This window comes from Rapidithrix thailandica (genome assembly GCF_039710355.1).
In the GTDB taxonomy this organism is placed as follows: domain Bacteria; phylum Bacteroidota; class Bacteroidia; order Cytophagales; family Flammeovirgaceae; genus Rapidithrix; species Rapidithrix thailandica.
Genome location: NZ_JBDKWZ010000011.1, coordinates 65,953 through 81,636 on the forward strand (window position 1 = coordinate 65,953; position 15,684 = coordinate 81,636).

The following is a 15,684-nucleotide window of genomic DNA, read 5'->3' on the forward strand; positions in this document are numbered from 1 at the left end:
CAATATGTAACAGAGGGGGTGTTTTTTTGGGTATTGTTTTTATTTAAAAGTGGCAGTGAGTTTAGTCCAGAAGGGCGGTGATGGTAAATAGTAAGAATATGCCTATAATCATGACGGCATACATAATCAGGTCTATTTTTATATACTTCTTATATTTAAGATATAGTTCTTTGATTTTCATTCGAAACAGTATTTTAAAGGCTTTTTGAATAATTTCTTTAGGGTTATTTACACTATTGTCATTGCAGAAAGTTATCCCATCCTTGAGAAGGGGGGGATCCGAATGAATGAATCAGACCTGCTAATTTACTTTTTTCTTTAGAGAAATGAGGGTGGCCAGGTAAGTTTTCTCTTTGTTAAGAGAATCGTAAAGCGGAAAAAATGTGAATAAAAAAAGGAAAGGTTGGTGTCCTTCCAACCTTTCCTCAAAAAGGAATTTATTATTCTGTAACTTGTCGGTCTTCTGTTTTTTTTGTTTTCGCTGCTTTTTCTTGACCTTCTTCATTCAGAAGTTGCAGGCATTGCTTTACCATGTTTTTCGAACCGATAAACAGAGGAACCCTCTGATGCAGGCTTTCAGGCATGATATCCAGAATGCGTTCTTTGTCGGAAAAGGCCATTCCCCCGGCTTGTTCCGCCAAGAAGGCGAGTGCATTGCACTCATACATCAGCCTTAGTTTGCCCTGTGTATGTTTTTTGGTAGCGGGGTAAAGGTACATGCCTCCTTTGAGCATATTCCGGTGGAAATCCGAAACCAATGATCCGATATACCTTCCACTGTATTGGTTTTTCCGGCAATGTTCAATAAAGTTTCTGATACCTTCCGAAGTTTGGTAATACAATCCGTCATTAAAAGAATAGATTTCCCCGTTTTCTTTCATCTTGATGTTCGGATGGGAAAGGAAGAATTCGCCCAATGAGGGTTCATAGGTAAATCCGTTTACGCCATATCCTGTGGAGTAGACCAACATGGTAGAAGAGCCGTAGAGTACATACCCTGCCGCAATTTGGTCGCGGCCAGGTTGTAGCATATCCTCCAAGGTAGGGGGAGTGTTTAAGGATGTACGTCTTCGGTAAATGGAAAAAATCGTCCCGACAGAAACATTTACATTGATGTTAGAAGATCCGTCCAGAGGGTCAATAGCGACTACATATTTCGCCTTGGGGTTTTTGGTGTCAATGAGGTTTTCGTCTTCTTCGGAGATGATTCCACAGGTTTGTTCGCCTTTTATCAAGGCCCGGATAAAGCGGACATCGGCCACCACATCCAGTTTTTGTTGATTTTCTCCCTGGACGTTTTCTTCTCCTACACTGCCTTCAATGCCGGAAAGACCGGCCCGGTTGATTTCCCGGTTGATGATTTTGGCCGCCAAGGCGATGTCTCTGAGCAGTTGCGACAACTCTCCGGTGGCAAAAGGAAACTGTTCTTGTTTCTGGGCGATAAACCGGTCCAAGGCAGTACCTATGGGTGCAGTAAACTTTTCAAGCATGGTTATGTGTAATTTTAATTATTTTATTGGTAGATTAAGTTACATAGTTCTTGGGCAAATTTATATAGCAAGTAATATAAAAATTCTATAATAAGTGTAAACTTTGGCCAATCCCCTTGGTTTATTGATGGTAAGTCGATAGGTTCGCAGCTCTAAAGAATAAGACAACCATCAATTAGCACCGGAAGAGAGAAGCGCGGAACTGCCCTGGAAACTGAAGATCAGCAGTATCAATGAACCTCAAGTACGTATAGCTAACCGATTATTAAAAAAAATACGAAGTAGTTTATGCAAGCAGCTCAGATCATTCAAGATTTTTGGGACTCCTTGAAGGACTCTTTAAAAGAGTTTCAAAACCCATTGCATTTACCTGTGTTTGGAACGATATCCTCTCGGCAAGTACCCAGTTTGAGAAAGGTCGTGTTAAGAGAAGTGAATATAGAAAAGCGTTTCTTGGTCTTTTATTCCGATTACCGTACGAGTAAGATTCAGGAACTGAAAGTGGCTCCAAGAGTGTGTTGGTTGTTTTATGAGCCTGAAAAAGAAAGACAATACCGGGTGTATGGTGATACCAAAGTGTATCATACCAATGAAGTTGCCTGTAAGTATTGGAAAAAACTTTCTTATCAGGATCAAAAGGAATACCATCTGCGCTCCACACCCGGTACTACCTATCCTAAAGACAAGTTGGAAATAGAAACCGATTCACAAGAAGCGTATCAAAATTTTTGTGTGGTAATTACACAAATTGACGAGGTGGATTACTTGGAGTTGGGAGTAGAAGAGCACTTCAGGTACCTGTGTACTTATCAACAGCAAGAATGGGTGGGAAAACGTTTGGTGCCTTAAATCCGGTTTGAATAGGAGGGAAGTTCTTTCCAAGTGGATGTCTGGTCATAGTGAAAAAAGAAATAGGTTCCGAATGAAAACCACATGGTAAATGAGTATTTTACGCTGTTGATTTTTATAAAAAAAATCCCTGTCAATCATTGTCAGGGACTTTTTGAGTAATTTGAAAAACCATGAACTATTCTCTTTTTTTACTGGAATATATTTGTTCTTTTAGTACTTCAATCTCGTTTTCCAATTCAGATTTTTGTCTGAACATTTCTTCTTGAGTGGCCTGTAACTCTTCTTGGTTTTGACGCATTTCTTCTTCTGCAGCTCTCAATTCTTCTGTTTGTTGTTGGGATTGTTCTAACAGTGATTTTGTGTGGATATTGATCTTGATACTGTACAAGGTAGAGGCAATGATCTCGCTTAATTTTTCCACAAATTCAATTTTAGCTTTCTCTAATTGAGTAAATGAAGCCAGTTCAATAATCCCAAACACTTCCTCATTGATCATGAGTGGAACAATCAGAATGCATTTCGGTTTCCCTTTGCCTAAACCTGAAGAGATTTCTACAAAATCCTCCGGAATTTCAGTTAGGAAAATAGTCGCTTTTTCCAACCATGCTTGCCCGGCCAGGCCTTCCCCTTTTTCGATGTGTTGTTGCATATACTTTGACTTGCCCCAAGCGTAGGTTGCCAGTAGTTCCAAATAAGGCTTTTCCTGACTTTCTTGATTGATGATAAATAGTTTGCCTTGGTTTGCGTCCAAATAGTTAATCAAGTTAGAAATCAACTGTTGGCTCATTTCTTCAAGATTGTCTTGGTACTTCCGGAGTATTTCTCCGAAAGTGGCGAGCCCCTTCGTAGACCAGTTACGGATTTTTTCGGCATCAGCGGTCGTCAAAAGTTTTTGATGCATGGCAAGTAAAGCCTGGGCCAGCACATCATTGGCGTATTGTTCTTCATATTGGATGTTTAATTCCCCATTTCCAATACGTTCGGCAAAACTTGCAGCGGTTTTAATTCGGTCAATATGATTGTTTAGGGCTTTTAGGGATTCCCCCGTTTCATCGGTGCTTTTTACATTAAGTTTGTCCGGATAAACTCCTTGGGAAAGTTGAACAAGACAATCTTTAATTGACAAGATGTTTTTGCTCAATTTATTAGAAAAAATGCTGGCAATGGCCATCCCTATGGCCAATTGAGTGAAAAATACGACTATGAATAAAGCAATTGAAATGCCGACACTTTCTTGGGTCTTTCGATAAATGACCATTTCAATATCATGTACAGTGTTTTCCACTTTATGTGCCAGGCTGCGCATCTCCCCTTTTAACCCGTCTTTAGGTGAAAAGCCAATGATATTTTCGGTTTCCGCAATACTTTCAAAAATCTTTCTATATTGTCCGATCCATTCTAATAGTTGAAGCCGGTCGCTTTCCGATTCACTATCTGTTTGGGTGGATTGTACAGATCTCTTAAATACTTCCACTGCATTGAGAAAACTATTATAACTCGTTTCATTCCAGTTCAGGGCAAATTCCGCTTCGAATTTATTGGTTTTGAAATACAGGCTTTTGTCAAAAGGGTAGGAGCTATTTTCAATTTTGTCCTGTATGGCCTTCATTTCTCCAATAAGCCCCCATTCCCCATAGCCTCTGTATTTATAAGATTGTGTCATTAGAAGAAATTGATCGGAATAACCCAACAGGTATTCATGCAAATCGGTTAAATAACTCTCAATATGAAATGCTTGTACATAATCATTCTGTTGTAAGAGGTTAAACTCATGTTCGAATTTCTTACTAAGCGAATGGTGCTCATCTATGTATTTGCTTCTCCCCGACTTATTAAATTCTTCACTGACAGGCTCCCGCATGATAAAATCTTTCTCCAACCTTCGAAACTCTAATAGCATTACATTAAAGTTGGAAAAAGAGGTTTTTACTTCATTCAATTCCAAAATACGGTGAATGGAGAGGTAGCCCCATAATGCCAATCCAAAGGAAAGAAACAGTAAGCCACCAAAAGAAAGGAGTAATTTGGATTTAATAGTTAATTTCATGTTTGTGGTTTTTGAGAAATAAAACTTTGTGGAAGTTGGAGTTGATAGGAGCTTTGTATAAGCTGAAGAAGAGAATTCTTTTCAGTTATTTAATTAACTTTCTACTGTTCAAAATGAAATGTTAAGACAAAGAAAGGCATGTAGGTTTAAGATCTAATTATCAGCGTTTTAATAGGGTGTTGAACTCGTAATCAACTTGGGATGGAAACCTTACGTGTATTTAATGAAGAACGGATGCTATTTTTTGAATGTTAGTTAAATGATTTGTGTGTTAAGTTGCTTTAAATCAGTTTTTTGCGAATCATTTTCTTTGGCTTGATTTTGTGTTTTTGTAGTTTGGGTAACTTTATTAGATACATGTAAGTTGGTATAAAAATTAAATATTCTCTTTCCGGGAAAAAGAAAATTATGCAATCAAATGTGATAAAGAGCGGCTTATTGGGTTTAGCCATAGGAGATGCGTTAGGGGTTCCTGTGGAATGGGTATCTCTAATTTTTTTATTCCGGGCGGTTTTGAAGTTCGGGAGGTGACAAAGAAAGAAGGGTATTATACCTTTTATGCGAAGTAATGTTGCCAATAATTAGGTGGTTTTGAGCAGTTCGAATGCCTGTGGAATGAGTTTCCTTTTGAAGGACAACGGGTCACTAATGAACACGTGGAAAAATTATTTCTGAACAGTGACAGCGTAAGTACTTGACAAGCTTGCCAAAGAAGAATTGGTTAAAGCTTTTAACCCCACAAAAGAGGAAGTGGAAGCGCTTCGTCCGGAGGGGATTGATTTTTATCCGGAAGGAGAGGTGGGTTTGACTTATTGCCTTCCCGAAGAAGCTCCATATGAATACATGAAAGTCTGCTTTTCCAATGAACTGGATGCCGTAGAAACTACGTTTGGCTATTTCTGAAAAACAAGTTCAAATCCAACACCGTTTTTTTAATCCTGCAAGCTACTATTTTTTAGAAAAAGCTTGTATCTTTTTCTAAATTCTTCATTATGTAAAAAAAGTAAAAGGGATTTATGGAATCTGTTGTGGATTTGCATCCTTACTAAAAATTGTCACATCTAGATTACTTAGTGATGAAGAAAACCTTACTTATATCCGGTTCAATACTTCTGTTTTTGACAGTGGTCAGTACCTTGTCTTTTCGATTTAAGCCAACTTCGGATTTTATCAATCACCTTATGAAAAAATTAGAAACCTACCAACATCATTTACCCCAAGAAAAGGTTTATCTTCATTTTGACAAACCTTTTTATAAACCGGGGGATGATCTCTGGTTTAAAGCTTACTTGCGTAACGGGAGCAACCTTCAAGCTTCGCAGACTAGTGAAATTATTTATGTAGAACTCATTAATCCCAAAGGGACCATCGAGAAAGAGCTTCGTCTGGTCGCTCAAAACGGATGGACCAAAGGAGATTTCCATTTGGACGAGTCCAGTCCCGGGGGAATGTACAAAGTGAAAGCCTATACCCAATGGATGAAAAATTTTGGGGAGGATCTTTTTTTTGAAAAGGACCTTCAAGTACAAGCTTTAGTACTGCCGAAGTTGAGAATGAAGCTGGATTTTGAACGGAAAGCCTACGGTCCGGGCGACCAAGTGGTGGCCACACTGGATCTGGCGACCTTGAGTAATCAAGCATTAGCCAAACATAAGTTCAACTATACTGCCCAGTTACAAGGGGGTGAATTTAATAAAGGAAAAGGACAAACAGATGCAAACGGAAAAGCCCTTGTAACATTCGACTTACCCGAAAAACTCGAAACCAACAATGGTTTGTTGAATATTACCATTGATTATGAAGGGTCCATCGAATCGATATCCCGCTCCATCCCAATCGTATTGAATGCCATTTCACTGCAATTTTTCCCCGAAGGGGGAGATTTGCTCAGTGAAGTAGAGAGTAATGTAGCCTTTAAGGCCCTGAATGAATTTGGAAAACCGGCGGATGTGGAAGGAGTGGTGTTGAATAAGGATGGGGAAGAAGTAGCCGTATTTAGTAGTTTTCACCAAGGAATGGGGGCTTTTACATTGACCCCGGAAGAGGGAATGTCCTATTCGGTTCAATTGACGAAACCGGAAGGTGTCGCGAAGAAATACACATTGCCAGAGGTATTGCCCAAAGGATATCGCTTGTCACTGGAGTCGCAAACATCCGGAGAGTTAAACGTGAATGTTCATGCTCCTTTGAAAGCTTCGCTAACCTTGATTTTACAACAGGGGGGAACCGTTTATTTTAAAGAAGAAATTTCTGCTAAAGAAGGAGAAAATTCCTTTGAAATTCCTACGGCCAATGTACCAGCGGGTGTGGCACAGTTGACCCTCTTCGATCGCAAGCAAATTGCCCGTTGTGAACGCTTGGTTTTTGTAAGCCCGGAAAAACAATTACAGGTGGAAATCAGCACCGATAAAGAAAAATATTTGCCTCGTGAAAAAGTAGAAATGACCATTCGCACCAAAGATGAAGCCGGTTTACCTGTTCCGGCTAATCTGTCTCTGGCAGTGGTAGATGACAAGCTGATCAGTTTTGCCGATGACAAGCAAGACAATATCCTCTCTTACTTACTATTAAGTTCGGAAGTGAAAGGCAATATCGAAGAGCCGGGTTTTTACTTTAAAAAAGACGAACCTAAGGCCCAAGAGGCCTTGAATTACCTGTTGATGACTCAAGGCTACAGGCGCTTCACCTGGAAAGAAGTATTGGAAAGTACGGAAGCCAGCCTGAAAGACCGGATAAAACTACCGGCTGAAAAAGCGGTTGTCAGGGGAAAAATACTCGATCCGGATACGGAGGCACCCGAATTAAACGCCAAGATAACTGTGTTGGAAACCGAGGAGGTGACCTATACGGACCAGGAAGGAAAATTTGAATTTAAAAATCTGGATTTATCCATTCCGGTTACCTTACAAATGGAAACCAAAGACGGGAAGACCCGGATCATTCAAGTGAATGATTATGCACAAGAATATGTCGTTGGTCAACAGTTTGAAGGTACGGTAACGGATGTGTTAGGAACAGTACTTCCGGAAGTTTCGATTGTTGTTAAAGGAACCAACATTAGTACTGTGAGTGATGAGAATGGGAGGTTTAAGTTACCGGTAAGTGATGAGGACGCTATTTTTGTTTTTAGTTGTGTGGGTTATGAAACCAAAGCCATCAACCCTTCTAAAGTTCGTTCTCAAAAGGTGGTATTAAAGGAAGAATACAAGGACCTAGAGCAAACATTTGAAGCTGCCGGTAATATACAGCAACTGAATATTAGAAGGAAGAACAAACTTTTTGCAATGCCTGAAGTTGCAGAAGTGGTGCAGAAACAGGAAATGGTGGAGGAAATCGAAATTGACCTGGATGTGGAAATAGAAGAGCCGGAATTGGGTTTTGATGAGATGCTAGAAATGGACGAGTGGGTTGAAGTAGACCCGGATATAGATGCATTATTTATGATTACGGAAAAACTGGCACAACCTGAAGGGGGAATTGAACAGTTTTATCAATATTTGAGAAACAAAATAAAGTATCCTGAACAGGCGCTAAAGTTAGGACGGGAGGGCCGGGTATTTGTGCAATTTGTCGTGGAGAGGGACGGATCTATTACGAATGCTGAAGTTGTAAAGGGTATTGGAGCAGGCTGTGATGAGGAAGCACTAAAAGTGATTTCAAATGCTCCTAAATGGGAACCAGGGCAACAGGATGGTCAAGCAGTGAAAATGAAAATGGTGCTTCCGGTAGTTTTTTCCACTGAAGGAGAAAATGAAAATCAAGGAGGGGCGTACTTTCAAGTTGCTAACCAGAGTCACCGGAAATTGATCACGCAGAAAGCACAATACCACCGTACCAGAGAGTTTTACGCACCGGTTTATCAAGTGGGAGAAGTGGTAGAAACCCGTACGGATTTCAGGCAAACGATTTATTGGAACCCGGAAGTGCGGATTGGAAAATCAGGAGAAACCACTCTTACTTTTTACAACTCCGATGAAGTCACTACTTTCCGGGCCACCGTGGAAGGAGTAGCGGATGAAGGACTGGTGGGGCGTCAAGAGTTTACCTACTTTACACAATTACCCTTCAGCATGAGCACCAAAGTGCCGCCCGTATTGGCATTTGACGACCGGGTGGAAGTACCGGTGACTTTGAAAAACAATACGGACAAAGCTGTAACGGGAATGTTGAGTGTTCGTACCCCGGAAGGCTTTCAGTTGGCGGGTGATTTTAGCCCGGAAGTCAGCGTTCCGGCCGGAAGTGTTAAAACGATTACGATCCCGTATGTAATCACACATCAGAAAGCGGGCAAGGGAAAATTTACCATGGCTTTTATGAGCTTGGGCTTAAGGGATGCATTTGAGCAAACCGTTGAAATCCTGCCCAAAGGATTTCCTGCAACGGTAGCCTTTTCCGGGAATGAGTTGAGCCAATCTTTTGAAGTAGAAATCAACGACTTGGTAGAGGGTTCTTTAAGTGCTACTTTCACTGCTTACCCGGATGTACTCACCGACCTGATGGCCGGCATTGAGTCCATTTTACGGGAGCCTTACGGTTGTTTTGAGCAAACGTCTTCCAGCACCTATCCGAACATCCTGGCTTTGCAATACATGGAAGAAAGTGGTCAATTCGATCCGGCCGTTCGTAAGAAAGCCCTGGATTTGATTGACAAGGGGTATAAACGCTTGATTTCTTTTGAAACTGCAGAAAAGGGGTATGAATGGTTTGGTGGAGTGCCTGCCCACGAGGGTTTGACGGCCTATGGCTTAATGGAATTCAAAGACATGGAGGAAGTATACGCCAGTGTGGACCCTAAAATGGTAGAACGTACGGCTAACTGGGTGATGAACCGGAGTGACGGACAAGGAGGGTTTAAATTGAGCAGTCAGGCACTGGACGAGTTCGGCCGGGCGAGTCAGGAAGTATCCAACGCCTATTTGATCAACGCATTGACAGAAACGGGGTACGGAGATGTGAGTAAAGCTTTGGAGAAGGCAAACCAGGAGGCGCTTTCGTCTAAAGATGCTTATCGAATGGCTTTGATAGCCGGGGCGTATTTTAATGAAAATCAAAAAGAAAAAGGGCAGGCCTTGCTCAAGGAACTTTTGAAACAAGTGGATAAAAGAGGTTTTGAAAAGCTGCATGCCGAGCATTCCATTACCCGTTCCGGAGGCAAGTCTTTACAGGTAGAGACGACTTCGTTGGTTTTGCTGGCGATGCTGAAATCCGGTCATCCAGAGATCAAGCATTTGCAGGAGGGAGTTGATTTTCTGGTGAACTCCCGGGAATATGGCGGTTTCGGTTCTACACAAGCGACCATTTTGGCGCTAAAAGCCTTGACTGAGTATGCCAAGTTCTCGAAAAGCACAGCCAGCAGTGGTACGATTGTCCTTTATCGAAATAGCAAAAAAATAGCCTCTGTTCCATACGAAGAAGGTGCACGGGGAGAGATCGTCATCGATCACTTGGAGCAATATCTAAAACCGGGCACGCAAACCCTGGAAGTGCGTTTTGAGGATACCCAAGATGCCCTGCCGTATACCTTGAATGTGGCTTGGTCTACCTATACACCCAAAGACAGTAAATTATGTAAGGTGGGGTTGGACACAAAACTTTCGACAGAGAAAGCGAAATTGGGAGAAACGGTGCGTCTGACTACGGTATTGGAAAACAAAACTTCCGAAGGGCAACCTATGACCTTGGTGAAGGTCGGAATCCCCTCAGGTTTGAGTCCACAACCCTGGCAGCTGAAAGAATTACAGGAACAACAAAAGGTTTCCTATTATGAAGTGACCGGGAATTATGTGGTCTTCTATTTCCGTTCATTGAAACCGAAAGCCAAACATACTATTCATTTGGATTTGAAATCGGAAATACCGGGCGACTACGTGGCCCCGGCCAGTTCGGCCTATCTGTATTATACCAATGAGTTCAAAGCTTGGTCAGGAGGAGAACGCATACGATTAGTACGTTAAATAGAGTTTGTTGAGTATCATTTGTATAGATAATGAAAACACCCGTATGGTCTCCAAAAGACCATACGGGTGTTTCTTTTTGGTTTTATTAAAATTTTAAACGAGCAACAGGAACAAACTTTCGATAGTTTGTATCAACTACAAAAAAGAAATAAAGTCAAAAGGGTATTGAAAAATTAATTCTTGAAGAAATAAGGAACATTTATAACGGTGAATATTATTCTTATCAACCCTGCCTACCGCCCATCCTTCAATCTTTCATTCTTATAACTATTCCATTGTCAGAATTAGATAAATCTAAGATTCTGAAAGGGGGCTAGGACTTTTGCAAGTTTTTTGAATTAGTTAATTGACCTTTCTTCAGAATTATTACATTTGCAGCGATTGTATGAAGGACAGAACATAATAACAATGGCTACTTCCCTAAAAAATTTAAGCGATTATCAGATCAAAAAACAGGTTGATCTTTCCGATAAAAAATTTGCGCTAGTCGTAAGTGAGTACAACGAAAATATTACCGGAGCTTTGTTCCAAGAGGCTTTTCACACCTTGGTAAAAGAAGGAGCAAAAGAGGAAAATATAGAAGTACATACAGTGCCTGGTGCGTACGAATTGACCTTTGGAGCACAAAGGGCTGCCAAAAAAGAAGATATTGATGCGGTGATTTGTCTCGGTTGTGTCATTCAAGGAGATACCAAACACTTTGATTTTATATGTGATGCAGTGGCACATGGCATTACCCAAGTGTCTTTAAAGTTTGACAAACCGGTAATCTTTGGAGTATTAACGCCCAACACCCTTCAACAAGCGCTTGACCGGGCTGGAGGCAAACATGGAAACAAGGGTGTGGAAGCAGCGGTTGCAGCCATTAAAATGTTGGAAGAATAATTGCATTCCTAGTTAGTTGTTGGTTCTTGTTTAAGGTATGGACCAACACAATGGAAGACATTTGAATAAAATAAAAATATAGCTAAAGCCTGCAAGGCATTGGGTTAAGTTTATGTGGACATCACTAGCGCATTTTGTATTAAAATACCGTTTGCCCCTGATTATTCTTCTCTTAGCGGTCACCGGATTTATGGGGTATATGGGGACCAACGTAAAGTGGTCGTATGAGTTGATTAAAATTGTACCGGATGACGATCCGGCCATGGAAGATTACACCCGGTTCAAGCAACTTTTTGGAGAAGATGCCAATGCTTTGGCGATTGGTTTGAATAGCGAAACGGTATATCAGTTGGAGAACTTTCAAAAGCTTGACCAGTTTTGCGATTATATCAAAGAACAAGAAGGAATTGTAGATGTACTTTCGATTTCTAATATTTTATATCTTCATCCGGATCAAGTTGAAAAACGCTTTGAGCCAAAGCCTTTGTTCGAGCAGATACCCTCGTCTCAAGCAGAGTTGGATAGTTTGTTAGAGGTTGCCAAAGGACTAAAAATTTATGAGGGAGCCTTATTCAATTCTTCTACGGGGGCTACGGCCATATTCGTTACTTTTGACGAAGCACACCTGAACTCAGCTGACCGCGATCATGCCATCCATAGAATTGAAGAAAGGGCGGACCAGTTTACTCAAGAAACCGGTATCGATATGCATATTGCCGGCTTGCCATACGTAAGGTCTACCATGGCCGTCAAAGTGAAAAAGGAAATGGAAATGTTTTTGGCGTTTTCTATCCTGATCACCACCTTGATATTATTCCTTTTCTTCCGTTCTTTTTCTCCGGTATTCTTTTCGCTTTTGGTCATCGGGATGGTCATCATCTGGACAATGGGGACCTTGTCTATTTTGGAGTACAAGATCACCATCCTCACAGGGCTATTACCTCCGATTTTGGTAGTTATAGGCATTCCCAACTGTATCTATTTGCTGAATAAATACCATCAGGAATACGCCAAGCATAACAATAAAATATTAGCGCTGAGCAGAATTATCCGGAAGATCGGTATCGTCACGCTGATTACCAATACCACTACAGCGATTGGCTTTTTTGTGTTGATCTTTACAGGAATTGTTCCAATGATGGAATTCGGGATTGTGGCTACGATCAATATCTTTAGTACATTTTTGATCAGTATCATTTGGATACCCGCTGTCTTTTCGTATTTGCCCGAGCCGCAAACGCGTCATATCAAGCACTTGGATTTTAAACCTACGGTAGCGGTATTAAATTTATTCGACCGGATTGTCAGTCATTACCGTACTCCCGTATACATCGTTTCGGCAATCATATTGGTAGCGGCAATCATTGGTACGTTAAAAATCCAAGCTCTTACTTTTATGGTAGACGATATCCCCGATCACAGCCGATTGAAGCAAGACCTGGCTTGGTTTGAAGATAATTTTGAAGGAGTGATGCCTTTGGAAATTATTGTGGATACCGGTAGAAAACAGGGAATCCGGAAACGCGCTAATTTGCAAAAGATTGAAGAACTGGCTCAGATTATTGGGGAGTATCCGGGAGTGACCACACCTATGTCCATGGTTACTTTTTTGAAGGCGGCCAACCAATCTTATTTTGGCAACCATCCTACTGATTACCGCTTACCTTCCAAACGGGAAGAACCCTATGTACTCAGGTATGTAAAGAATCAGGATGAAGGTGTAGGTGGCATGGCAAGTACCTTTGTAGATTCTACAGGGCAGTTGCTTCGCGTATCCATGAAAGTAGCAGATTTCGGTTCGTTGCGTTTGGACTCGTTAATTAATTATGAATTGAAACCTGCCATCGATTCCGTATTTGAAGGAACAGACCTGAAAGCCGATATTACCGGAACAACTTTGATCTTTATCAAGGGGAATGATTATTTGATAAACAACCTCCGGAACAGTATGATCATTGCCTTTATATTGATTGCCATCATTATGGGAACCTTATTTGGCAACTTCCGGATTATCATTATTTCACTGATCCCGAATATGCTTCCTCTCCTGTTGACAGCCGGATTGATGGGGTATCTGGGAATACCTTTAAAACCGAGTACAGCCTTAGTCTTTAGTATTGCTTTCGGAATTTCCGTGGATGATTCCATTCACTTTCTGGCAAAATACAGGCAAGAACTATTGGCGCATAAGTACAATGTACTACAAGCGGTAAGAGTCAGTTTAAAGGAAACCGGAACCAGTATGATTTACACTTCGATTGTGTTATTTGCCGGCTTTGTGATCTTTGCAGGTTCCGAATTTGGCGGAACCATTGCTTTAGGAGCTTTGACATCTACTACGCTTCTTATCGCTATGCTCACCAACCTGATTTTGTTACCCTGTTTGCTACGTTCTTTTGATGTGGATCGTAAGCAGGTGCGATTACAACCGATCTTTGAGCAATATGACAATGTGTATTTGGAGGACGAAGATGAAGAAATCGATGTAAATCTGATCGAAGTAAACCCCAGCTATTCTCGGGATAAACAAGACGGTTGAAGCTTGTGAAATTCAATTGAAAATAGGATAAATTAAAAGGCGATCTAATACAGGTCGCCTTTTAATTTGCTATAAATGAAACTAAAAGGCTGTCGCAAGTTGCGCTTTAACATCATTTATCACTACAGATTATCAATAAATATTACTTGATTAATCAACCCCTAAGTTTTCCCGGTTTTCCCGAAGGATTACTGGGTTGAGGTTTGGGTTTGAAACGAATAATGATGGACTTGTATTTGATTGGGTAACTTGTTGAGTCACTTGATAATAAAAGGTTGAAAACAGCACTAATACGATACATTGTATAGTAAAGTGGGCTTTATTTTCGGGGCGATAATTGTTTACTGCCAAGTAATAAATTCAAAGAGTAATTATAACTGCTTTAGTAATTACTAAACTAACACCTCTTTGAGGTAAAGCTCCCCCTCAAAAAAGCAGCAAACAATATCAAAACTTCAATTCATTATACTCACAAGGAAATATTTGTCATTCAAACAGAAGCTTTTTAAATAGTTCTTCACCCTGCTATATAACGGTCAATGGTAGTAGGTTTTGGTTTATCAACAACACTTCCGAAAGATAGAAAACCTTTATTTAAGGGTCTTGTACACCTCCTTCTGCTTATTGTACCCACTTAATTTTCGAGTAATATTTTGATGCGGGGTAGACCCCATATATCATTCATTGCTGAGATGTAAGAGGCAATTCAAACAAGGTGTAAATACCTTTTGACTATCCTGTAGTTTATCGGTTACTCATTAATGAAAAACTTCTATGTCAGAATTACAAACATTTCAATTACCTGAATCTATTAAAGGCACGTATTCAGACAGGTTTTTGGCAAAAGAAATGATTAATGCTTGGAGAACAGATGGCATTTTTCAAGTGGAAATAAACAAATTTGTAAGTCAGAAAACCCAAGCCGCTTTTGATGCCAGCAGGCGTTTTTTTCGATTGCCGATGGCACTCAAATCACAATGTATAAGCGATCTTTCCTATGCAGGGTATATTGCCTCCGGTGAAGAAATCACTGCGGGGAAGGCTGACTTTTCCGAAATTTTTACAGTATGCCGGGATATCCCTTGCAATGATCCCCGGGTCCGTGAAAAGTGGCCTTGCCATGGACCGGTACCTTGGCCTGATGAAAGGTACCAAGAAAGTATGAAAGCCTATATGGAGGAAGCAGGTGCAATTGGTGAAAAACTATTACAACTGGTTGCTCTCGGATTACAATTGGATATTAACCATTTTACCACATTGACAGATGGAGGTTGGCATCATATGCGGGTGCTGCGCTTCCCTGAAGAGTCCTCTAAAAAATCGACTAGAGGAATCGGGGCTCACACAGATTATGGTTTATTGGTGATTGCCGCCCAGGACGAAGTCGGAGGGTTGTTCGTACGGCCTCCGGTAGAAGGGGAGCCTCGAAATCGAAATTGGTTGCCTACGGAAAGCACTGCTGGTATGTATGAGCAGGAAGAGCCTTGGGTTTTTGTAAAGCCCGTTCCCAATGTGTTGACCGTATTTCCCGGGGATATCCTTCAATTTATAACGAATGGTTATCTACTTTCCACTCCTCATAAAGTAAAACTGCACCCCTCCAAAGAACGCTTTGCCCTTGCGTATTTTCATGAACCCAATTTCGAAGCTTACGCTAAGCCAGTAGGCAGTTTGAATAGTGAAGAATATATCCATTACGGAGAGCACTTTACGAATATGTTTATGAGGTGCTATCCAGACCGGGTTACTACCCAACGGATTGAAAAGGAGGGGCGTTTGGCCGTTTTACAAAAAATGAAGAGCCGGGAAGTCGAATCCATCTAACCTTCACGAAGAAGTAAATTAAGAGAAGCGAACAGGGGCTACCTGTTTTGCTTCTCTTTTTTTAAGGATAAAAAGGCAACTGTTTCAATA

At 40.9% G+C, this 15,684-nt stretch carries 8 protein-coding genes; 6 read left to right on the forward strand and 2 right to left on the reverse strand.

What is annotated here, in order from left to right; genetic code table 11:
• Positions 1–440 precede the first annotated feature (440 nt).
• Complete coding sequence (gene fbp, locus AAG747_RS18500; RefSeq protein WP_346822701.1) at positions 441–1,490, reverse strand: class 1 fructose-bisphosphatase; 1,050 nt, start codon at positions 1,488–1,490, stop codon at positions 441–443.
• Between the two features lie 288 nt (positions 1,491–1,778).
• Here fbp and AAG747_RS18505 point away from each other — a divergent pair, with 288 nt between their 5' ends.
• Entirely contained in the window at positions 1,779–2,339 is a 561-nt protein-coding gene (locus AAG747_RS18505) for a pyridoxamine 5'-phosphate oxidase family protein (protein ID WP_346822702.1), read from the forward strand.
• A gap of 178 nt (positions 2,340–2,517) precedes the next feature.
• Here AAG747_RS18505 and AAG747_RS18510 read toward each other — a convergent pair whose 3' ends face one another.
• A complete protein-coding gene (locus AAG747_RS18510; RefSeq protein WP_346822703.1) occupies positions 2,518–4,389 on the reverse strand; it encodes a GAF domain-containing protein in 1,872 nt (623 codons plus the stop codon).
• Between the two features lie 717 nt (positions 4,390–5,106).
• On the opposite strand from AAG747_RS18510, the gene AAG747_RS18515 reads away from it, so the two are divergent.
• The 5 genes from AAG747_RS18515 to AAG747_RS18535 all read left to right on the forward strand — a co-directional run bounded on the left by AAG747_RS18515 (position 5,107) and on the right by AAG747_RS18535 (position 15,594).
• On the forward strand, positions 5,107–5,292 hold the full coding sequence (locus tag AAG747_RS18515; protein ID WP_346822704.1) for a hypothetical protein: 186 nt from the start codon (positions 5,107–5,109) through the stop codon (positions 5,290–5,292).
• Positions 5,293–5,570: 278 nt separating this feature from the next.
• Positions 5,571–10,343 carry a TonB family protein gene (locus AAG747_RS18520; protein WP_346822705.1) on the forward strand — a complete coding sequence of 1,591 codons (4,773 nt, stop codon included), beginning with the start codon at positions 5,571–5,573 and terminating at the stop codon, positions 10,341–10,343.
• 411 nt (positions 10,344–10,754) lie between these two features.
• The gene (gene ribH, locus AAG747_RS18525; protein ID WP_346822706.1) at positions 10,755–11,231 is read left to right on the forward strand and encodes a 6,7-dimethyl-8-ribityllumazine synthase; all 477 of its coding nucleotides are present in this window, start codon (positions 10,755–10,757) and stop codon (positions 11,229–11,231) included.
• Positions 11,232–11,343: 112 nt separating this feature from the next.
• Positions 11,344–13,770, forward strand: a complete 2,427-nt coding sequence (locus AAG747_RS18530) for an efflux RND transporter permease subunit (RefSeq protein WP_346822707.1) — start codon at positions 11,344–11,346, stop codon at positions 13,768–13,770.
• A gap of 774 nt (positions 13,771–14,544) precedes the next feature.
• Positions 14,545–15,594, forward strand: a complete 1,050-nt coding sequence (locus tag AAG747_RS18535; RefSeq protein ID WP_346822708.1) for an isopenicillin N synthase family dioxygenase — start codon at positions 14,545–14,547, stop codon at positions 15,592–15,594.
• Positions 15,595–15,684 lie beyond the last annotated feature (90 nt).